At 71.6% G+C, this 20,037-nt stretch carries 14 protein-coding genes; 3 read left to right on the top strand and 11 right to left on the bottom strand.

Features of this window, described 5'->3' with window-relative positions; all coding sequences use genetic code 11:
- Nucleotides 1-26 precede the first annotated feature (26 nt).
- The 4 genes from WMF14_RS27285 to WMF14_RS27270 are packed head-to-tail and all read right to left on the bottom strand — an operon-like array spanning nt 27 to nt 6,892.
- The gene (locus tag WMF14_RS27285; RefSeq protein ID WP_272093819.1) at nt 27-1,592 is read right to left on the bottom strand and encodes an APC family permease; all 1,566 of its coding nucleotides are present in this window, start codon (nt 1,590-1,592) and stop codon (nt 27-29) included.
- Nucleotides 1,585-5,376 carry a 5-oxoprolinase/urea amidolyase family protein gene (locus WMF14_RS27280; protein WP_437790711.1) on the bottom strand — a complete coding sequence of 1,264 codons (3,792 nt, stop codon included), beginning with the start codon at nt 5,374-5,376 and terminating at the stop codon, nt 1,585-1,587. The genes WMF14_RS27285 and WMF14_RS27280 overlap by 8 nt, the downstream gene beginning before the upstream one ends.
- Nucleotides 5,373-6,047 (bottom strand): urea amidolyase associated protein UAAP2, encoded by a 675-nt coding sequence (locus WMF14_RS27275; protein ID WP_272093817.1) that lies wholly within the window; start codon nt 6,045-6,047, stop codon nt 5,373-5,375. Before WMF14_RS27275 ends, WMF14_RS27280 begins: the two co-directional genes overlap by 4 nt.
- On the bottom strand, nt 6,044-6,892 hold the full coding sequence (locus WMF14_RS27270) for an urea amidolyase associated protein UAAP1 (protein WP_272093816.1): 849 nt from the start codon (nt 6,890-6,892) through the stop codon (nt 6,044-6,046). Before WMF14_RS27270 ends, WMF14_RS27275 begins: the two co-directional genes overlap by 4 nt.
- Nucleotides 6,893-7,176: 284 nt before the next feature.
- On the opposite strand from WMF14_RS27270, the gene WMF14_RS27265 reads away from it, so the two are divergent.
- Nucleotides 7,177-7,983: a TetR/AcrR family transcriptional regulator gene (locus tag WMF14_RS27265; RefSeq protein WP_437790709.1), complete on the top strand. Its 807-nt coding sequence runs from the start codon at nt 7,177-7,179 to the stop codon at nt 7,981-7,983.
- 316 nt (nt 7,984-8,299) lie between these two features.
- On the opposite strand, the gene WMF14_RS27260 is transcribed toward WMF14_RS27265, so the two are convergent.
- Both WMF14_RS27260 and WMF14_RS27255 read right to left on the bottom strand, forming a co-directional pair.
- A complete protein-coding gene (locus tag WMF14_RS27260; protein WP_437790707.1) occupies nt 8,300-10,063 on the bottom strand; it encodes a cytochrome-c peroxidase in 1,764 nt (587 codons plus the stop codon).
- A gap of 1,059 nt (nt 10,064-11,122) precedes the next feature.
- Nucleotides 11,123-12,085: a glycoside hydrolase family 5 protein gene (locus WMF14_RS27255; protein WP_437790705.1), complete on the bottom strand. Its 963-nt coding sequence runs from the start codon at nt 12,083-12,085 to the stop codon at nt 11,123-11,125.
- Between WMF14_RS27255 and WMF14_RS27250 the strand changes: the two genes are divergently transcribed.
- Nucleotides 12,063-13,208 carry a hypothetical protein gene (locus WMF14_RS27250; RefSeq protein WP_437790704.1) on the top strand — a complete coding sequence of 382 codons (1,146 nt, stop codon included), beginning with the start codon at nt 12,063-12,065 and terminating at the stop codon, nt 13,206-13,208. The two genes, WMF14_RS27255 and WMF14_RS27250, sit on opposite strands and share 23 nt — an antisense overlap.
- Nucleotides 13,209-13,258: 50 nt before the next feature.
- Here WMF14_RS27250 and WMF14_RS27245 read toward each other — a convergent pair whose 3' ends face one another.
- From WMF14_RS27245 to WMF14_RS27225, 5 genes are all read right to left on the bottom strand, one after another.
- The gene (locus WMF14_RS27245; protein ID WP_437790702.1) at nt 13,259-13,456 is read right to left on the bottom strand and encodes a hypothetical protein; all 198 of its coding nucleotides are present in this window, start codon (nt 13,454-13,456) and stop codon (nt 13,259-13,261) included.
- Entirely contained in the window at nt 13,453-14,427 is a 975-nt protein-coding gene (locus WMF14_RS27240; protein WP_272093811.1) for a GAF domain-containing protein, read from the bottom strand. Before WMF14_RS27240 ends, WMF14_RS27245 begins: the two co-directional genes overlap by 4 nt.
- A 204-nt stretch (nt 14,428-14,631) precedes the next feature.
- On the bottom strand, nt 14,632-15,855 hold the full coding sequence (locus WMF14_RS27235) for a pectate lyase family protein (RefSeq protein ID WP_437790701.1): 1,224 nt from the start codon (nt 15,853-15,855) through the stop codon (nt 14,632-14,634).
- 59 nt (nt 15,856-15,914) lie between these two features.
- Nucleotides 15,915-17,171 carry a pectinesterase family protein gene (locus tag WMF14_RS27230; protein WP_437790699.1) on the bottom strand — a complete coding sequence of 419 codons (1,257 nt, stop codon included), beginning with the start codon at nt 17,169-17,171 and terminating at the stop codon, nt 15,915-15,917.
- Between the two features lie 216 nt (nt 17,172-17,387).
- Nucleotides 17,388-19,121 carry a hypothetical protein gene (locus tag WMF14_RS27225; protein WP_437790697.1) on the bottom strand — a complete coding sequence of 578 codons (1,734 nt, stop codon included), beginning with the start codon at nt 19,119-19,121 and terminating at the stop codon, nt 17,388-17,390.
- 136 nt (nt 19,122-19,257) lie between these two features.
- Here WMF14_RS27225 and WMF14_RS27220 point away from each other — a divergent pair, with 136 nt between their 5' ends.
- Entirely contained in the window at nt 19,258-19,893 is a 636-nt protein-coding gene (locus tag WMF14_RS27220; RefSeq protein WP_437322914.1) for an RNA polymerase sigma factor, read from the top strand.
- Nucleotides 19,894-20,037 lie beyond the last annotated feature (144 nt).

Genomic DNA, 20,037 nt, shown 5'->3' with positions numbered 1-20,037 from the left:
TCCACTCGCCGCCGGAGCAGCCCCCTTCAGGAGGTCAGCGACGCCGAGCGCTCCCCGGGCTGGCCGATGGCAACCCGCGCTCCTGCCGGCCTCTGTGTCGCGACGAACACCCCGAGCCCGATGACGAGCGTGGCGGCGACCCCGAGCACCGGGAAGTACTCCATCCACGTCGCCTCGGCGCCGTCGGGTCGCGGCCAGGCGATGTTCGCGATGAGCGCGACCCCCCAGGCCACGGCCGCGGCGTTCAGCGCGAGCCCGGCCCGGCCCAGGGAGAACACCCCGGCCGGCGCCCCCGCGAGGCCCGGCCACCGGCGCAGCCGGCGGAGGAGCATCCCCGCCGTCACGACCAGGTACGAGAGGTTCACGAGCAGCACGGCCGTCTCCGTGATGAGCACGAAGAGCTGCGCCTCGCCGTAGTTCACGACGAGCATGCCGCTCGCGAGCGCGCCGACGACGATCGCCGGGGCGACGGGCGTCTTCGTGCGCCGCGACACGCGCGACAGCGCCGGCGCGCACGGCAGCGCGCCGTCCCGCGCCATCGAGAAGGCCAGGCGCGAGGCGCCGGTCTGGATCGCCAGCGTGCAGACGCACACGGCCAGCGCGACGTCGACGAGGAAGACCTTGCCCAGCGTCGGGCCGAGCGCGCCGACGACCACGTAGGCGAGGCCCTCCGTGGCGAGGCGGCCGTCGGTCAGGCTCGGCGCCGCCATCAGCGCCGCGAGGAGGAGCAGCGCGCCGCCCACCCCGGAGGCCACGACGGCCTTCAGGATCGCCCCTGGGACGATCCGACGCGGGTTCTGGGTCTCCTCGGCCAGCGAGCCGGCCGAGTCGAAGCCGTACAGCACGTACGCCGGCATCAGCGCGGCCGCGAGCAGGCCCGCCGCCCCGGTCCCCAGCGACGACGGCGGCCCGTAGATGGGCTCCAGCACCACGCCGGGGCCGCGCACCGCGCTCAGGAACAGCGCCACGAGCAGCAGCGCGACGCCGCCGAGCTCCGCCATCACGCCGACGTCGTTGACCCAGGCCATCACCTTCACCCCGGCCATGTTGATCGCCGTCGTCAGCACGATGAGGCCCGCGCCGAGCAGCACCGCGTTTGCGGCGCCGTCGCGCGACGTGAGCGAGGGGTCGCCTCCAAGGAGCTGGAACCCGCTCCAAACGCTTGGCAAGATCGCTTGCAGCGCGATGGCCGCCGCGGCGACGCTCACGACGTCGCCGACGAGCTTCAGCCAGCCCGCGAGCCACCCCGGCGCGCCGGCCCAGACGCGGCGCCCCCACGGGTACACCGAGCCGGCCACGGGGTAGCGCGAGCCCATCTCGGCGAGGTTGAGCGCGACGGCGAGCTGGCCGAGGAAGACGACCGGCCACGTCCAGAAGAACCGGGTCCCGCCGAAGGCGTACCCGATCACGAAGAGCTGGAAGACCGTCGTGAGGATCGAGACGTACGAGAAGCCCGCCGCGAAGGCGGACAGGCTGCCCAGGTCCCTCCGGAGCTCCTGGCGGTAGCCGAGGCGGGCGAGGTCCTCCGCGTCGCCGCGGTCCTCCGCGACGGACGCCGATGCGGGTGCGGCGGTCGAGATCGGGTCACGCATCGGCCGACACCCCCACGAGCGGCTGGCCTGCGCTGACCATCTGGCCCGGGCGGCAGCCGATCCAGCCGACCGCGCCGGCCACGTCGGCCACCACGGGGAACTCCATCTTCATCGCCTCGAGCACGGCCACGCGCTGGCCCGCCTCGACGCGCTGCCCTTCGGCCACGTCGACCTTCCACACGCACGCGGTGAGCGGCGCCGTGACCGGCAGCACCCCGGCCGGGAGGGCGTCCTCGGCGGCGGACGAGGCGCCCTCGAGCCGGGCGCCCGCGCGGCGCACGCGGTCGAACTCGCCCTCCGCCTCCCAGCGGGCGCGCTCGGCGTCGAACGCTGCCCGCTGCCGTGTCTGCGCCGCGCGGATCGCCCCGGCGTTCTCGGCGAGGAAGCGGTGGTGCTCGCCCAGGTCGAACGTGGTCTCCTCGATGCGCACCTCGCCGCGCCCGGCCACCATGTCGGCGCGGAGGTCGAGCAGCTCCTCCGGCGACACGAGGTGGAAGCGGAGCTGGTCGAAGAAGCGCAGGAGCCAGGGCCGCTCGCGCGTGGTCTGCCGGAACGGCCGGTGGCGGCTCCAGACAGGCACCGTGCGGCCGAGGAACTGGTACCCGCCCGGCCCCTCCATGCCGTAGATGCACAGGTACGCGCCGCCGATGCCGACGGCGTTCTCGGGCGTCCACGTGCGCGCCGGGTTGTACTTGGTCGTGACCATCCGGTGGCGCGGATCGATCGGCGTCGCGACCGGCGCGCCGAGGTACACGTCGCCGAGGCCGAGCACGAGGTAGCTCGCCGCGAGGAAGATCTCCTGGACCGCCGCGATGTCCGGCAGCCCGTTGACCCGGCGGATGAACTCCAGGTTGCTCGGGCACCAGGGCGCGTCGTCGCGGACCGCGCGCATGTAGCGCTCGATCGCCTCGCGCGTCGCCGGGTCGTCCCAGCTGAGGGGCATGTGGACGACGCGGCTCGGGATCCGGACCTCGTCCTGGGCGGGCAGGTCGGCCTCGACCTCGCGGAGCAGGTCGAGGGCCTTGGCCACGGTGAGGCGCGCGCAGTCGACGTGCACCTGGAGCGAGCGGATGCCGGGCGTCAGGTCGATGACGCCGGGGATGCGCAGCTCCTCGAGCCGCGCCATGAGCAGGTGCGCGCGCACGCGCAGGTCGATGTCGAGCACCGGCGGGCCGAACTCGACGAGCACGTAGCGGTCGCCGCTCTGGCGGAAGACCACCGCGGGCCGGTCGTCGCGCGCCGGCACGCGGCCCAGCACGGGCTCGCCGCGCGGCCGCCGCGGCGCGGCCGGCGCGGGAGCCGCGAGCGGCGCGGGCGCCAGCGCAGCCCTCGCCGCGACCGTGGTTGCGCCGTTCCCGACCGTGGTTGCGCCGTTCCCGACCGTGGTTGCGCCGTTCCCGACCGTGGTTGCGCCGTTCGCTCTGGCCGCGAGCGGCGCTGGCGCCTCCTTCGGGGCTCCGCCGCGCAGGGCCACGAGCGCGTCGCACCGCTGCGCCAGCGCGTCGGCCTCCGCGGGCACGATCGAGCGGAACCGCACCTTGTCCCCGGCGCTCAGCTGGCCGAGCTTCCACCGCTCGGCCGCGGCGACCGTGAGCGGACACACGAACCCGCCCAGGCTCGGGCCGTCGGGGCCGAGGAGGACGGGCATGTCGCCGGTGAGGTCGACAGCGCCGATCCCGTAGGCGTTGTCGTGGAGGTTCGAGGGGTGCAGCCCGGCCTCGCCGCCGTCGGTGCGCGCCCATCTCGGCGCGGGCCCGACGAGGCGGACGCCGGTGCGGGCCGAGTGGTAGTGGACCTCCCACTCGGCCTCGTAGAGCTGCTCGATCCCGTCGCGCGTGAGGAAGTCCGGCGCGCCGTGCGGACCGTCGAGCACGGCGAGCTCCCAGGACCTGCCGATCTCCGGCCGGGCCTCGGGCGGCAGCGCGCCGGGGTCGAGGGAGGGGTCGACCTCCTCGCCGAGGCGCAGCACGTCGCCGGGGCGGAGCGGCCTGCCGGCGTGGCCGCCGAAGCCGCCGAGGGTGAACGTGGCGCGGCTGCCGAGGTGCGCCGGCACGTCGATGCCGCCGCGGACGAGCAGGTAGGCGCGCGCGCCCGGCCCCCGCACCGGCCCGCAGGCCACGGTGGCGCCCGGCGCGACCTCGACCGGCGTCCACGGCGCAACCTCGGTGCCGTTCACGAGCACGCGCATCGCGGCGCCCGCGGCGCACACGATGGCGCGGCGGTGGAACACCAGCGTGGGCCCGTGCACCTCGCACTCGAGCCCCGCGGCGCCGGCGGGGTTGCCCACGATGCGGTTGCCGAGCCGGAACGACAGATCGTCCATCGGCCCGCTCGGCGGGACGCCGACCGACCACAGGCCGAGGCGCCCGGGCCAGTCCTGCACCGTCACCGCGCCGGGCGATGCCGTCACCTCGATCGTCGGCGGGCGGAACGGCAGCGACGCGAACGTGCCCGTGTGGTGCCGGACCCCGCGGAAATCGGGGTGATCGAGCGCGACCGCGACCCACTCCCGGTTGGTCTCGATCCCGCCGATGCGGGTCTCCTCGACGGCGCCGCGCAGCGCCGCGACGGCCGCGGCCCGGTCCGCGCGGTGCACGAGGAGCTTGGCGAGCAGCGGATCGTAGAGCGCGGAGACCTCGGTGCCGGTCTCGACCCACCCGTCGACCCGCACGCCGCCGCCCTCGGGAGTGCGCACCTCGGTGAGCAGGCCTGCGCTCGGCAGGAAGCCCCGCGCCGGGTCCTCGGCGTAGAGGCGGGCCTCGATCGCGTGGCCCCGGAGCGCCGGGTCGCCGCCCGCGAAGAACGCTGTGTCGCCCGCGGCGATGCGCAGCATCCACTCGACGAGATCGATGCCGGTGCAGAGCTCGGTCACGCCGTGCTCGACCTGGAGGCGCGTGTTGACCTCGAGGAAGTAGTGCTCGGCGCGGGCCGGATCGACGAGGAACTCGACGGTGCCCACGTTGCGGTAGGCGACCTTCGCGGCGAGGGCGCGGGCCGACTCGGCGAGGGCGGAGCGCAGCCGCGGCGGCAGGTCGGGCGCGGGCGCCTCCTCGAGGACCTTCTGGTTGCGGCGCTGCACCGAGCAGTCGCGATCGCCGAGGACGAGCACGTTCCCGCGGCCGTCGCCGGCGATCTGGACCTCGACGTGCCGGGGCGCCGCGAGGAAGCGCTCGAGGAACACCTCGCCCGAGCCGAAGTTCGAGCGGGCGAGGCGCTGGACCCGCTCGAACGCCGCGGGGAGCTCCGCCGGCCCGTCGCAGCGGGCCATGCCGATGCCGCCGCCCCCGGCGCTCGCCTTGAGCAGCACGGGGTAGCCGATGGCCGCGGCCTCGGCGGCGGCGTGGTCCGCGTCCCGGAGGACGCCGGTCCCCGGCAGGAGCGGCACGCCCGCCTCGACGGCGATCTCCCGCGCCCGGTGCTTGTTCCCGAAGGCCTCCATCTGGCCCGGCGTCGGGCCGATGAAGACGATGCCCGCGTCCTCGACGGCGCGCGCGAAGTTCTCGGATTCGCTAAGGAATCCGTAACCCGGGTGGACCGCGTCGGCGCCGGCGCGGCGGGCAGCGTCGAGCACGGCGTCGATGCGGAGGTAGCTCTCGGCGGGGGTCTGGCCGCCGAGGCGGACGGCGTGGTCGGCGAGCCGCACGTGGAGGGCGGCGCGGTCGGCGTCGGAGAACACGGCGACCGACGCGACGCCGAGGCGCTTCAGGGTGCGGAGGATCCGGCACGCGATCTCGCCGCGGTTGGCGACGAGGACGCGGCGGAAGGGCGGGGTCATGGCGCTCATGGCCGCACCACCACCGCGCGGATCGGGGTCGGGTTGAACGCGTTGCAGGGGTTGTTGATCTGCGGGCAGTTCGAGACGAGCAGCAGCAGATCGAGCTCGGCCCGGAGGTCGACGTGTTTGCCGGGCGCGGAGAGGCCATCGACGATGCCGAGCGTGCCGTCGGCCTCGACGGGCACGTTCATGAACCAGTTGATGTTGCCAACGAGGTCGCGCTTGCCGAGGCCGTAGGGCGCGGCGGCGAGGAGGAAGTTCTCGACGCAGGCGTGCTGGTGCTTTGTGTGGTGGCCGTAGCGGACGGTGTTCGACTCGCACGAGCAGGCGCCGCCCGAGGTGTCGTGGCGGCCGCAGCTGTCGTCGGTGACGGTCATCATCACGCGGCCGCGGTTCGAGCGGAGCCGCGCGCCGGTGGTGAGGAAGATGTTGCGCTGGGCGACGAGGGTGTCGGCGGCGCTGTAGCGCTCGGCGGTGTCGGCGAGGACGTAGGCGAGGAAGTCGACGGCCTGGTTGCCCTCGAGGTCGATGACGCGGAGGATCTCGCCGGCGCGGACGATCTTGGCCCACGGCGCGCGCGCCGGGACGATCTCGTCGGAGACGAGGGCGCCGGACAGCCCGGCGAGGGCGGGGTCGCGCAGGGCGGCGACCGGCTTCCCGGGGGTGGCGGCGGGGCTCATCGCGCGCCTCCTGCCCGGAGGCCGAGCGCGAGCTCCTCGGCGGTGTTCTCGAAGGCGCGGCGCGCCTCGGGGGTGGCGTTGCGCAGGGGGTCGTCGTCGGCGGTGGGGCGGCCGCGCCACGCGGTCAGGCGGACCTTGCCGGCGCGGTAGGTCGGGCGCGGGTCGAGGCGGTGCGGCACGACGGCGACGCTGACGAGGACGTCCTGCTCGGCGCGGAGCAGCACGTGGGCGCCTGGCCGGGAGGAGTCGGGCAGGAAGGTGATGGCGCCGTCGGCCTCGATGCGGACGCCCTTGAAGAGGTTGATGGCCGTGGGCAGGTCCCGCTCGGCGAGGCCGTGCTTGGCGAGGGCGAGGAGGAGCCGCTCCCGGCCGGAGCGGAGGGCGCCGCCGTGGGCGTCGCTGCCGTGGCGGGACTCGATCTCGGCCGGGAGGGAGGTGCCGCAGAAGGTGTCGTGGCGACCCGCGGTGTCCTCGAGGAGGGAGGCGAGCACGCGCCCCATGTCCGAGAGGAGCAGGTAGCCGGGGCCGGGATAGGCCTGCCACTGGAGCTTCACTGTGTCGGGGAGGCAGAGCCGCTCGATGGGGCGGTCCGCGCGGTGGAGCACGAGGGCGACGCAGGTGTCGCCCTCGAGGTCGACGAGCCGGAGCCGGCTGCCGACAGGGAGCGTGCGCGCCGCGTAACCGCCGGCGCCGAGGGTCTCCTCCCAGAGGACGTCGCGCGCTTCGACGCCCGCCGGCGGATCGCCGATCGACGTGCTCGGCACGGTGGGTTGCGTCTCGACGACGCTGCCTTCCTGGGCGCGCGCGTGCTCGCGCGCGGCGTACGTTGTGGCCGTTTCAGACATCGCCCGCCTCACTTTCGATAGAGAATCGAAACTACGGGCCGACTATCCGGGGCCGGGGTTTCCAGGCTGTTTCGCTGGGGTAAAATGCAGGCGCGCGCGCTTTTTCCCGGAAGTGGTGAATTTTCTCGGTGGCGGTGTGGGTGGTGGATTGGGTGAAGAGCGGATGGCGCAGGGGGGCGAGCGCGGAGCCGATTGACGCGCGGGAGGGCGAGGCGGCATGAGGGCGCGGTGGCGATTGCGCGGCTGCGCGATGGCCACCTCCGACGATGATGACGAAGACAGAGATGGCTCCTCCCCCGAAGACCGACGCCAGGCACAGCGTCGAAGGAAGGCAGCCGGCGGAGGAGGGGCGGACCGCGGGAGGCGAGCAGAAGGCCGAGGGGAGCCCGCGCCGCATGGGCCGGCCGCGCAAGGCGCCGCAGCGGAGCGATCTCGCGCCGCGGGAGCAGATCCTGCAGGTGGCGGGCCGGCTGTTCGCCGAGCGGGGGGTCGCCGAGGTGTCGATGCTGGAGGTCGCGCAGGCGGCGGGGCTCCGGCAGTCGTCGCTGTACTACTGGTTCCGGCGCAAGGAGCTGATCGTCGCGGAGATCCTGCAGCAGGTGAACCGGCTGCCGCTGTCGTACGCGCGGAGCCTCGAGGCGGCCGGTGAGACGGCGGACGTGCAGCTATGGCGCTTCGTGCGCTTCGACGTGCAGACGGTGTGCGGCTTTCCCCTGGAGATCACGGAGATCCACCGGTTCAGCGAGCGGGATCCGACGGCTTTCGCGACGTACTGGGCCGAGCGGCGCGCGCTGACCGAGGCCGTGGCCGCGATGGTGGGGCGCGGGATGGGGGAGGGGAGGTTCCGCGAGGTGGACGCCTACCTGTGCGCGCTGACGGTGCTGGCGCAGGACGAGAGCGTGCAGAACTGGTGCCGGCCGGAGGGAGGAGGGCGCGTGCATCCGCTCGCGGCCAGCGATCCGGGGGCGGTGGGCTACGGGCCGGAGCAGATCGCGGAGCTCGTCGCGGATCAGACGGTCGGCGGGCTGCTGGTGCGGCCGTCGAGGCTCGCGGCGCTCCGGAGGAAGGCGGGGGGACCCGACCCAGGTTGAGGCGACCCGACCCAGGTTGAGGCAGGGGGAGCCGACCGAGGTTGAGGCGACCCGACCCAGGTTGAGGCGGCCGGCCCGACCCGGTTGAGGGGGGAGGGGGGAGCCGACCCGGGTTGAGGCGACCAGGGGGCCCGACCGAGGTTGAGGCGGCCCGACCCGGGTTGAGGCAGACCCGACCGAGGTTGAGGCAGACCCGACCGAGGTTGAGGCGACCCGACCCAGGTTGGGATCGGAGGCGGACCCAACCGAGGTTGAGGCGACCCGACCCAGGTTGGGATCGCCAACCCAGGTTGGGATCGCCGCCGCACCAGGGCGCTCAGAGCGGGTTGAAAGGCGCAAGCCCGGGGAGGTCCTTCGGCTTGCGCCCTGCGGCGCCGACCGCCGGGACCTCCTTGATCTTCTCGCGAGCACGCCCCGTGCCGTCATCCACCACGGTCCATTCATTCCAGAAGTGACCGTCGACGACGAACAGCTGCGGGTGATCGAACGGCGCCTCCTCGAACCGCACCCGCTCGTCCGTGAGCGTCGCCAGGAACGCCACGAGCGCCTTCTTCTCCTCTTCCGTCAGCCCGAGCGGCTGAATGTTCGGAGCGAGGTTCGTCCCGTTGGGCCCGAACCCGGTCGTGTCGCCGCCCTCCCGTTCGCGCCGGCCGCCGCCAGCGTTGTAAAATTCGACGACTTGCCGCAGCGTCAGCGCGCTTCCGTTGTGAAAATAGGGGCCCGTCAGCTCGACGTTCCGGAGCGTCGGGACCTTGAAGGCGCCGTCGATCGTATCGCGCTCGCCCGGCGCGATTGGCACCCCTGGATCGACCTCGAACGACGCCGGCTCGATGCGGAAACCATCCGGGGCGCCCTCGCCCTCGGCCAGCAGCTTCCCTTGCCGCGTGAACGAGAACGGATGACCGAAGGGGTCGACCCCTCCGACGCCGATGTCCTCCTCGGCCGGCCGAACGCCAATGTTGTAATAGCCCCTGTCGTAGAGCGCGGCGCCGCCGTTCCCGACCCGCATCCGCGAGATCAAACCGCCCACCTGCGCCTCGCGCTGCAGGCGGGTGGCGGCGCTGGTGAACTCGGGGCCATGGTGGCAGTTGATGCACCTGCCCTTGCCCTGGAAGATCGCGAGCCCCGCGCGCTCCTGGTCGCTCAGGGCGGCGCTGTCCCCTTCGGCAAAACGATCGAACCGGCTGTTGTCGGACACGAGCGTTGCCTCGTAGAGCTGGATGGCGAGACCCCAGAAGAGCGAGAAGTTCGCTTCCGCGAGCGACCGATCGCCGACGCGCTGGTCCGACCGCCAGTACGCGTCCACGAAGGCCCCTTCGACGAGCTCTCCATAGGACGGAGCGAGCCCTTTCCCGCTCGGATCGCGGAGCTCGCCGAGGATGCTGTCCGTGGGGTCGACGATCTGGTCAGCGAGCGGCCTGCGCGGCAAGAGCTTCGCAGCGACGTCGGCGTACGTCCTCCCCTCACACGACATCTCGAAGGGGTTGATCGGCGGTCCCACGGCCTGAGATGCGAGGCTCGAGTTCTCCAGGTCGACCTTCTCGGGGACCAGGATGCCGTCGCGCACGGCGTGGACGGCGGCGTCCGGATCCCGCTTGCCGAACGGGTTCACTCCGTTGAAATGGTTGCTCGCGCGTCCATCCCAGAAGTTGCGGAAGTTGAACACCGCATTGATGACGGTGGGTGTCTGCCGCGGCTCGACGCGCCGCACGTTCACCCCTTGCACCTGGAAGATGTCCGGCAGCAGCGTGCAGTCGTCCTTCGCGCTCCCGGGCACGATGCCGTTGAATCGAGCATGGAACACCCCCTGCGAAGAGATGACGTCGTCGGCATCTGCGGGGAAGTCGCGGCGGAAGGTCCAGTCGCTCGCCACGAGCGCGTAGTTCGGTCCGCCCTTCCCGTCCGACCTCGTGGCCTCGAACCGCGTGCGCCGCTCGGGATCCTGGTTGTTGAGCCCGGGGTTGATCTGGTTTCTCTTGCGGTGGTCGGCGCCGGCGTGGAAGTGGCATGTCGCGCACGCCACGCCGTCGCTGCCGACCTGCATGTCCCAGAACAGCGCCTTTCCTAGGGCGACGGCCATCTCCCTGCTCTTGACGTACCGGGACAGCTCGCTCGGCTCGGGGATGGGGACGCCTCGGAGCGAGCCGAGGGACGGCGGCGGAGCGGCCGGCGCGGGCGTCGCGCCGTCGTCCGGCGGATCCGACGGCGGCGAGTCACCGCTCCCTGGCGCGACCGGCGACGAAGACCCCCCGTCCCCGAGCGACGAAGACCCGCCGCCCCCGAGCGACGAGGAGCCGCCGTCCCCGAGCGACGAAGGCCCACCGCCCCCGAGCGACGAAGACGGTCCGGGTCTTCCGCATCCCGAGCACGGAAGCTCGTGTCCCTGGGGCAAGCAGCCGGCGGTTGACGATAGACCCATCAGGACGCTGACGATCCACGCCCCGATCCCGCCCGTGCGCGGGTCTTCAGAACGAGCTCTAACCATCACGAGGAAGCCTCCTTCGCTGCTGCGCGAGTGAATGACAGGCGGCGCGCACCAGCGTCCTCGCGGGACACCGCGGGTCGCCGGCATGTTCGTCCGTCCTGCGATGAGCGGATGTCGTGAGCGCCGACGCTCGACGGGGTTCCGCCCGGCATCGTTCGAGTCTCTTCAAGCCATCCGATCTTCAGCAAGACAGCGCGTGTCCAGGGCGCGCATCGACGTCTCGTCCTGCCTCGCCTCGGCCGGGCGTCTCCTCGTGTCGCGAGCGCACCGGCTCGCGCGGGGGATTCGAGGGAGAAGACGGCCTCTGTCGAGGACCGGACGAAGTGGGATGAAGGGACAGGACATATCCCTTCATCGCGCCGTCACCGCGCCGAACAGGCGCGGCCGTGTGCGTCGCCGAAACCCTGACTCATCGACCGAGTTCGGGCAATGTCGTCGATGAGGAAGCGCAGGAGTGAGCCGATCGAGCCCGGATCGCCTGGTGATCGAGGCGAAGGCGAGAGGGCTAGACTCTGGTCTTCGAGGAGGCCTCGAAGGAACGGGAAGCGCGCCGCGGGAGCTTCGCTGTCCGTGCCCGAGGCGACGTGTCGCCGCGCGATCGACCCGGGCGGAGCGCCCCCGTCCTCGACGGCGCCCCTCGGCCGGCCTCCCGCGTCAAGGCGCCTGGATCTTCTGCTTCACCCACCGCCCCGACTCGGTCAGCTGGCCATCCGACCACGGGCCGCCGGCGTTCGCTCCGGGCCTGAGCGCGGCGCAGGACTCGGCCTTATCGACGACGGACCAGTTGAGCCAGCTGATGCTGTTGCTGGCCATGAAGTCGAGCCACCGCTGCGACTCGGCGAGATCCAGCGCGCCGTTGCCGCTGGAAGCGCAGGTGCCCCACTCGGTGACGAACAGCGCGAGGCCCGCGGACAGCGCGGTCCTCGCCTTGGTGCGCAGCGCATCCTTGTGCGTCGCGGCATAGAAGTGGAGCGTGTAGGCGATGTTGTCGTAGCTCGTGATCGGGTTCCTGGAGGCGACGTCCACGTCCTGCGACCAGTTCGGCGACCCGACGATCACCAGGTTGTCGGAGCCGGCGCCGCGGATCTCCCGGATCACCTCCTCGGCATACGACTTCACCTGCTCCCAGGTCTCGGTGTCGGGCTCGTTGAACACCTCGAAGATCACGGCGGGCTCATCGCCGTACTCGATCGCCATCTCCCGGAAGAAGCGCTTCGCGGCCTCCTTGTTCCGGATCGCGTCGTGATCGTGCCAGTCGATGAGCACGTAAATGCCCCTCGCGATGGCGGCGTCGACGATCGCCTTGACCTTCCGCTTCTCCGCGTCCGGGTTGTTGACGTAGCCGAGCCCCGATGTGTTGGCGGTCATCGCGGCGCGGATGACGGTCACATCCCAGTCGTTCACGAGCGTGCCGACGGCGGACGCGTTGTAGAACTTCTCGCCCTCCCACACGCTCCAGAACATGCTCATGCCCTTGAGCTGGAGCTCTTCCCCGTGCTCGTCGACGACGCGGTTGCCCATCACCTTCAGGCGGCCGTGCCGCTCCACCGGCGTCCTCGCGAGGGGGCCCGTGCCGGTCGAGGTGGTCGAGCTCGTGGCGCTTGAGGTGGTGGTCACGCTCGACGTCGAGGCATCGCCGCCACCCATGCCGCCGGCGCCGCTCGAGGAGGCCGACGAGGAGGTCACGGCCGACGTCGAGGCATCGCCGCCACCCGCGCCGCCGCTGGCCGAGGAGGCCGACGAGGAGGTCACGGCCGACGTCGAGGCATCGCCGCCGCCCGCGCCGCCGGCACCGCTCGAGGAGGCCGACGAGGAGGCCACGGCCGACGTCGAGGCATCGCCGCCGCCCGCGCCACCGGCACCGCTCGAGGAGGCCGACGAGGAGGCCACGGCCGACGTCGAGGCATCGCCGCCGCCCGCGCCACCGGCGCTGCTCGAGGAGGCCGACGAGGAGGCCACGGTCGACGTCGACACGCCGCTGCTGCCCGAGGAGGCCGACGAGGAGGCCACGGTCGACGCATCGTCGCCGCCCGAGCCGCCGTTGCCGCCCGAGCCGCCATGGCCGCCTGAGCCGCCATTGCCGCCCGAGCCGCCGTTGCCGCCATTGCCGCCTGAGCCGCCGTTGCCGCCTGAGCCGCCGTTGCCGTCCGAGCCGCCATGGCCGCCCGAGGAGGCCGACGCCGTCGCATCGACGCCGCCACTCGAGGAGGTCGACGCCGACGCCACGGTCGATGCGTCGCCGCCCCCTGATGTCGATTCTCCCGACGGGCTTCCGCACGCGACCAGCACCATCGCGGGCAAGGCGAGCTGCAGAAGGCCGCGCGTCCACTTCGGCCCGGTGAACAGTCCAGGGGTCAAGTCATGGCTCATCGTATTCTCCAAGGAAGGCGCCTCGAACGGCGCGCCCGGCCGCTATCGCGGGCGTCAAGCAAGGACATCGGCAAAGAAGGCGACCCGCTGCATAGCAGGCCCGGCGCGACGGGTGAAGGTGAAAGTGGGAGAATTACCGAGCCATGCACGTCTGGACGCGCGATCTGCACGATGCGCGATCCGCACGCTCCCTCGCGGGACCACGCTGCACCCCTCTCGTGGGCGTCTCTCTCGGAGCCTGCCGGCGCGAGGGACCGGCGGCCCCTCTTCCGCCCCCCTCTGCACCATGCACAGCAGAGCGGCGGTCTCCCGCACAGGAGACGGGCCCAGATCGGCGTTTTCGGCGCGCAAGCGCACTCCGGTGCGCTGAGCACCGAAAACGTCGAGGTGGGCCCGTATCCGAAGCGGGTGACCGCCGCTCTAGGCGCGTCGGAGGATGTCGTGCAGCGCGCCTTCCAGCCGGCGCTCGACGTCGGGGTCGTCGAGCGTCGGCGTGATCTCCTCGGGCACGACCCGCGCGCGCATGATGACCCGCGCATAGATGAACGCGTCGCGCGCGTTCGGAGGGTCCTTGTCGCCGATACAGGAGCGGAGCAGCTGGTACGCTCGGCCTTTCACCACGCCTCCGCTGTCCGCGCCCGCTCGACGGTGGTGATGATCCGGCGCACCGCGGCGGTCGCGGTCTCGTGCGCCGCGAACGCGTCCCGCACGACGTGCGCGGCCCTCGCGGCGATGCCCTCGTCGAGCGTGCCCCCGAGCACGCTCTCGGCGAGCCGGACGAGCGGGCTGATCTCGACCATGTCCCGCGTGAGGGACCGCGTCGCCTGCGCGAGCTCGGACGCGGCCTCGGCCGGAGCGGAGCGCGAGAGGGCCATGGCGTCGTCGGCCAGCTCGGCCGCGATACCGAACATGTCCCGGTAGCAGTCGACCGCCGCGCGCAGATCGTCCGGGCTCGGCGCGATATGCGGCGCCTCCGGCAGCGTCGCCGCCGCGCGCTGCGCCTCGGCGATCACGGGAGCGATGGCCATGAGCGCGCGCTCCAGCGCACGCGCGGTCTGCCCGAACCGGGCGAGGCGCTCCCTCGCGGTGCGGCTCGGCGGCGGCGTGTCGCTCTCCAGCGCCTCGATCCGCGCGCCGGCCTCGGCGGCGAGCCGCTTGAGGCCCTCGATGACGCCCGGCTCGAAGGTGCGCGGCACGAGGTCGATCACGCAGAGCGAACCGACCACATGCCGGCGCACCCGCACCGGCACACCCGCGTACGCGCGGATGCCGTAACGCTCCACCAGCTCCTTGGGCACGCGCTCGTCGTGAACGGCGTCCTCGACGACGAGCGGCTCCTCGTGGCGCACCACGAGCTGGCAGAACGAGCTGCTCCGTGAGGTCGCGCAGCTGACGCCCAGCTCGGGTGGCAGGCCGCGGTGCGCGCGGAACAGCTGGATGTGTCGGACCACCAGGCTCACGAGCGCCATCGGCGCCCGGGCGAGCTCGGCCGCCCGCTCGACGCAGGCGTCCAGGATGGTGTCCGCGTCGTCGCGCAGCAGCACGTGGTGCAGCTCGGCGAGGCGCGCGGGATCGTTCAAATCGGCCATGGGGGTGCTCTTGCCGGGGCGACATGGCGGGCTCGACCGCGAGCGTCGCCATGCCCGCGCCCGGCCCACGACCTTACCGCAACCCGGCGCCTCGAGCTGCCCCCGCGGGCGCTTCATCGGCTCGGTGCTCCAGGAGACACGACCCCACCGGCGTCCACCTCCGGGCGGCCTCGATCGTCCCCTGCCTCGTCGCGCTCCCGCGGCTCAGAGGCCGAGCTCGGATCTCGGGCCTGCGCACCTGGTGAGCAGGGCTTCGACCTCGTCGGCGGGATCGAGGGAGTACTCGTAGAATTCGCTCGGATCGAAGAAGGAATACGTGATTCCGGTCGACTCCTTGGTCCCCGTCGTGGAACGGTAGATGTTCCCCGCGGCGACCAGCGTGCCCTCGTCGTAATAATGAGGGCTCTTCACGGTGTCGAATACGCTGTTCTCGAGCACCATGTTGGTGCGGTTGCGCGCGTAGTTGCCGTAGGAGCCGATGCGCTGGAGCCAGTTGTTATAGAGATGGGCGCGGAGCACGTTGTCCGTGCTGGGATTGCGCTGGTTCAGGTCGCGGAACCAGTTGTGATGGATGGTCATCTGCGCGGTCAGGCTCTCCGTCCAGCCGATCCCGAACGCCTTGTTGTGGTCGCTCAAGATGCTCCAGGACACGGTGAGGTAGGAGGTGTCCTTGCGGCTGTCGATCATGCCGTCGCCGATGTGGTGGAGATGGCAGTGATCGATCCAGACGTGGTGGGCCGTGTCCATCTGGATCCCGTCGAAGTCCTGCGTCTTTCCTTCCCAGTCTCCTTCGACGAAGGTGTCGCCGATCGTCAGGTTCCGCAGGATGACATTGTGCACTCCGCCTCCCAGGAAGAACCCACCCTGGGAGATCTCCGCCGTCGCGCCGGCGCCCACGATGGTCTTGTTCGATGCGACCGAGATCTCCTTTCCCTTGGGGGACATCGTGATCTTTCCCTGGATCCGGATCACATAGGGCTCGGGCGCGCCGGCGTAGTGTTCGAGATCGGCCTGGGTCGTCACGGTGACCGTCGCGCCGCCTCGTCCGCCATAGGTCCCGTCCTGGCCCTCGCCGCTCACGCTGGCAAAGCCCTCCAGCGTCAGGGGACACCCCTCGCTATCGACCGTGCCGTCCGCTCCTCCGGTACCGCCGCCCGTGCCACCCGAACCGGCGCTCGATTCGCCGCCGCCCGAACCCCCTGAGCCGGTCGCCGAGCCGCCGCCACCCACGCCATCAGGGCCCAGGTTTCCACCGGTCGCCGAGCCGCCTCCGCCTGCTTCACCTCCCGTCGTCGCGCTCGTGCTCCCGCTTCCTCCTGCCAGCGAGGCAGCGTTTCCCGAGCCGTCGGGCCCTGAAGTCCCGCAGGCAAAGGCGAAGGCGAGAGGAGAGACAGCAAGGAGGAAGGAGGCGACGCGGCTCTGCGTCATGGCGCCCTGGCCTTTCTTTGGTCGCAAGCGATGAGGGTGAGGGGTGACGAGCGGCGCTCTCAGTCCGCAAACGTGGGTTTCCAGGGCGCGAGCATGTTCTCGACCGTGTAGCGCGCGGCCTCGGCCGCGCTGAGCTGGCTGGAATCGGGGGCTCGCTGGCTCGCCTTCGCGCCGGGTCCCGTGGTCATGTGCTCGGCGAAGCGCGCCGTCGCGAGCGTGTTGTCGCCCATGCGGACCCAGCCGACGGGCGCGATGTGCGCGCCGAGCTCGGTCCCGAGATAGGTGGTCGCGCCGTAAGGGCGCCAGTTGCGACCCAGGGCGACCGAGCCGGATCTGACGGAGCTGGCCGCCGTGGCCCGTCCTCCCAGGAACACGATGCCGAAAGGAGTCGATTCGTCCGTGCTCGGCGCTGTGATCGCCGAGCCGCCCGCGGCGTTGTGCATCGTACAGTCCTCGAACACGGCGGTGGCGCCGCCGAAGATGAAGTCGACGCTGCCCTCGATGGTGCAGTCCCTGAAGTACTGGGTTCCGCCCTTCACATAGAGGGTGTCCTGGTAACCGAGGGCCCGGCAGCGGCGGAACTGCACGCGGCTGCCGGTGACGAGGAGGGCCACGGCCTGCACGCCCGGGCCCGTGCTGTTGGCGAAGGTGATGTTCTCGGCGGAGACGTCGCTCGCGGAGATATTGACGCTGAAGCTCCCCGACGTGCCCAGCGTGCCTCCTGCGCCGTTCGAGGTGTTCGCGTTGTCACCGTAGGTGAGCACCGTCGTCTCCGCCCGACCTGTCTGGCCGCAGAGCGTCACGTGGGGACGGTCGACGACGAGCTTCTCGGAGTAGGTCCCGGGGGCGATGCGAATGACGGTGGGCGTCGTGTTCGATTTAACGACGCTGTTGATCGCGGCCTGCACCGAGGTGAAATCGCCCGATCCATCGCGGTTCACCTCGATGAGGGCTCCACCCGTCACGCTGTTGCAGTCGGACGTACCGCCGCCCTCCGAGCCACCGTCCCCTGAACCACCTTCACCCGAACCGCCGCCGCCTGAACCACCTTCCCCTGAACCGCCGCCGCCGTCGTCGCCGCCGGTTCCGCCGGTCCCCACGCCGGCGGCTCCGTCGGCGCCAGCGCCTCCCGAGCCGCCGGACGACGCCGCGCTGCCGCTGCCCGTCGTGCCGTTCGATTGCCCGCCGGAGGCGGCGGACGAGCCACCTCCGGCGGACGAGGCCGGATCATCGGCGCCCTGCTCGCTCGAACACGCGAGGGAGCAAGAGAGTGCGAGAAGGGAAGGGAGCGCCAGGTAGAAGCGAGGACGCGGCATAGGAAAGTTCTCCGAAACGGAAACAGGTGCGCATCACGTGCGCCTCAGGAGAGCGAGTTGCTCGACGAAGGTCAGACCCGCCAAAAAAGGGACGGTCCTCGCGGAGCCGCCCTCGGGGCCTCGCGCTCGAGGTGTGGAGCGGAGCGCTCTCGGCGCCGCGCGGCGGTGCCTGAGCGAGCTGCGCTTTCTGGGGCGGCCTGCTCCCGCCCCGCCTCTTTACTCGCGTGCGAGCGGCAGGGCCCAGGGCCCTCCGGCTCCGGCGCGAGAGATCACGTGGGGCAACGCGTCGCTCGCCCGCTCGGGCGCGTAGTCGTAGGGGGGCTCGAAGACGTCATCGGCTGGCTCCCCGTTCCCGCCCAAGTGAACGTCGCTCTCGTCGCGGTAGAGGTTCGAATCAGGGGCGGCCAGGAGACGCCCGCGGCCCGTCCCGTCGCTGCAGTCCGAGCGCCGCGTCGCTGCCTCGGCGTTCTCGAACACGCTCGCCTCGAGCAGCAGCTGCCCCTCACAGGAAGCCCCGACCGCCCAGTCCGAGATGTTCGAGAACACATTGTTGAAGAGGTGGACGCGCGCCAGGGAGCCGGTGGCGAGGGGGGCGCGCGTGCTCACTTCATCGAAGCGACAGTGGTGCATCGTCACCTCGGCGTCGGTGATCGTGCAGGCCCAGCGCTCGCGGCCGCTGCACTCGGCGTCGTTGCTGCCGTCGAAGTGGGCGTAGGAGAAGGTGACCCCGCGCGTGCCCGCGAGGACGTCGGCGAAGGCGTCGCTGATCCACCTGGCGGTCGTGTGATCGATCCAGACCCTGGAAGGTTGCGTCAGCGTGAACGCGTCGCCCGCTTCGTGCAGGTGCGCGTTCACATCGTAGAGGGCGAGGTTGCGGAGGATCACGTTCTGGCTCTCGCCGAGGGCCATGCTCACGCCCGGCAGCGCCGCGCCGCGCCCGAGCCCGACGAGGGTCTTGTTGGAGCCGAAGTGCAGGACGCGATCGTTCCGCGTCGCCCCGACGAGCGCGCGCTCGCAGGTCGTATCCCCGGTGAGGACCCGATAGACCGTCTTCTCGGGATCTTCCGAGCAGGTGCCTGGACAGACCTCGATGTCCTCGACCTCCGAGCCTGTGCGGCGGAAATCGTGGATGCCTTCGGCAAGCAAGAGCACGGCCGGCTCGTCCGAGCGGGCGAGCCTGTCGAGCTCGGTCCAGCTGGAGACCAGCACGGGTGTCGCCCCCGCGCCCCCCGTGGTGCCCTCACCAAAGCCGATCGCGTCGATCCGTATCACCTTCCGGAGGGCGATGGGCCCCCTCGTCCCGGGCGCGGGCCCGATCCAGCGAGCCTCCGTGCTCGCGGGGAAGGCCGCCTCTGGATCGCAGCCCGGCAGATCTCCAGCGCTCCCCAGCTCGCGCGCCGACGTCCAGCCGCTGTCGTCGTAGCCGGGAGCGGCCCAGTCGCCCTCCGGCGCGGTGCTCAGCTTCCAATCGCTGCCGCTCCCATAACTGCGCTCGAGCTCGTCGAGGTGGACGAGCGCCGCGGGGGTCCCCGCTGCAGCATGAACGCTCACGGCGATCACGTTCTCTCCCGGCAGCAAGGAGAGGGGCACGAAGATCGGAGCGCGCGCCGACTCGCTCGCGGCGATGAGATCCCCGTTCACATAGACGCGGAATGTATCGCGCGCCGTGATGGAGAGGCCGGGGCCCTCGAGCGCGCCGTAGCTCGTGCCGACGAGCGGCGAACTCGCGAGCTCCTCTCCCTCTCCGAAGGCGGCCCCGGGAGGGAGCTCCGCTGCGGGCGGCTCGCCGTCGCAGGCGAGCTCCGAGAGGGAAGGAGAGCCGCCGCCGACACCCACGTTCCCCGCAGGTCGGGTGGCCGTCTGGATGAGCTGGTCCTCACAGGAGAGCGCCCAGGCCAAGGCCGAGAGCGCGGCGACTCGGAGGAGCCAGGTGCGGCAGGAGAGGCGCATGGCGAACAGGGCAAAGCTTGGGGGCGATGTCCGAGAGCGCAACCCAAATGCTCCGAGTCGCCCGCTCCGATCCAGCGTCCTGGCGGCGGCTGAATTTTTCTGGAGGGTCGGGACGCCCCCAAGTAACTAGGAGAGAGTGGCTCAACCCACGCGCTCCGCCCCGCCGCCCGGACCCACCTTGGCCCGCTTCCCCGCCGACAAGCGGTCGGACGCGAGCCTGGTCGCCGGCGCCGCCGCCGGAGAGCGCGAGGCCCTCGCCGTCATCTGGGACAGGTATTCGGGTCTCGTGCGAGGTGTGCTCTACGGCGCCCTCGGCCCCGACACGAGCCTCGAAGACCTGGTCCAGGAGGTCTTCCTGGGCCTGATGCAGGGCGCCGCGCGCATCCAGGACGGGGGAGCCCTTCGCGGCTATCTCGCGTCCATGGCCGCGCGGCAGGCGGCGCTCGAGATCCGGAAGCGCAAGATACGCCGCTGGGTGGGCCTTTCCCCGAGCGGAGAGCTCCCCGAGCGCGCCCTCGCGCGCGTCGACTTCGAGCATCGCGAGGTGCTCAGCGCCCTCCACCGTGTGCTCGACAAGCTGAGCACGCGACGGCGCATGGCCTTCGTGCTGCGCCACGTGCAAGGCCTGGAAATGCTCGAGACGGCGGCGGCGCTCGGCGTGTCCGAGTCGACGGTGCGCCGTGAGCTCGAGAGCGCGCGCGCGTTCTTGCTCAAGGCGCGCGAGCCAGCCCTCCAGGAGTTCCTGTCCCGGTGTGAAGGACTTTGGCCATGAGCGAACCCGAACGACAGCTCGATCCCGTCGCGGCCCTCCTGCAGAGAGCCGCTCAGCTGAGCGTGGATTTCGCGCCCAGAAATCCGATCCGGGGCGTGAGAAATCCGGCGCTGTAAAAGGAACGCCTTGAAAGAAAGGCTCGGC

Source organism: Sorangium sp. So ce693, from assembly GCF_051521375.1.
Classification (GTDB): Bacteria; Myxococcota_A; Polyangia; order Polyangiales; family Polyangiaceae; genus Sorangium; species Sorangium atrum.
The sequence above is the reverse complement of the archived record's forward strand: the minus strand, read 5'-3'. Positions and strand labels throughout refer to the sequence as shown.

Bases quoted from the DNA above. Each gene is read 5' to 3' on its own strand.
- WMF14_RS27230 (WP_437790699.1), bottom strand. From the start codon at position 17,171: ATGCCGCGTCCTCGCTTCTACCTGGCGCTCCCTTCCCTTCTCGCACTC.
- WMF14_RS27285 (WP_272093819.1), bottom strand. From the start codon at position 1,592: ATGCGTGACCCGATCTCGACCGCCGCACCCGCATCGGCGTCCGTCGCG.
- WMF14_RS27270 (WP_272093816.1), bottom strand. From the start codon at position 6,892: ATGTCTGAAACGGCCACAACGTACGCCGCGCGCGAGCACGCGCGCGCC.
- WMF14_RS27280 (WP_437790711.1), bottom strand. From the start codon at position 5,376: ATGAGCGCCATGACCCCGCCCTTCCGCCGCGTCCTCGTCGCCAACCGC.
- WMF14_RS27275 (WP_272093817.1), bottom strand. From the start codon at position 6,047: ATGAGCCCCGCCGCCACCCCCGGGAAGCCGGTCGCCGCCCTGCGCGAC.
- WMF14_RS27260 (WP_437790707.1), bottom strand. From the start codon at position 10,063: ATGGCCGTCGCCCTAGGAAAGGCGCTGTTCTGGGACATGCAGGTCGGC.
- WMF14_RS27240 (WP_272093811.1), bottom strand. From the start codon at position 14,427: ATGGCCGATTTGAACGATCCCGCGCGCCTCGCCGAGCTGCACCACGTG.
- WMF14_RS27265 (WP_437790709.1), top strand. From the start codon at position 7,177: ATGGCTCCTCCCCCGAAGACCGACGCCAGGCACAGCGTCGAAGGAAGG.
- WMF14_RS27235 (WP_437790701.1), bottom strand. From the start codon at position 15,855: ATGACGCAGAGCCGCGTCGCCTCCTTCCTCCTTGCTGTCTCTCCTCTC.
- WMF14_RS27225 (WP_437790697.1), bottom strand. From the start codon at position 19,121: ATGCGCCTCTCCTGCCGCACCTGGCTCCTCCGAGTCGCCGCGCTCTCG.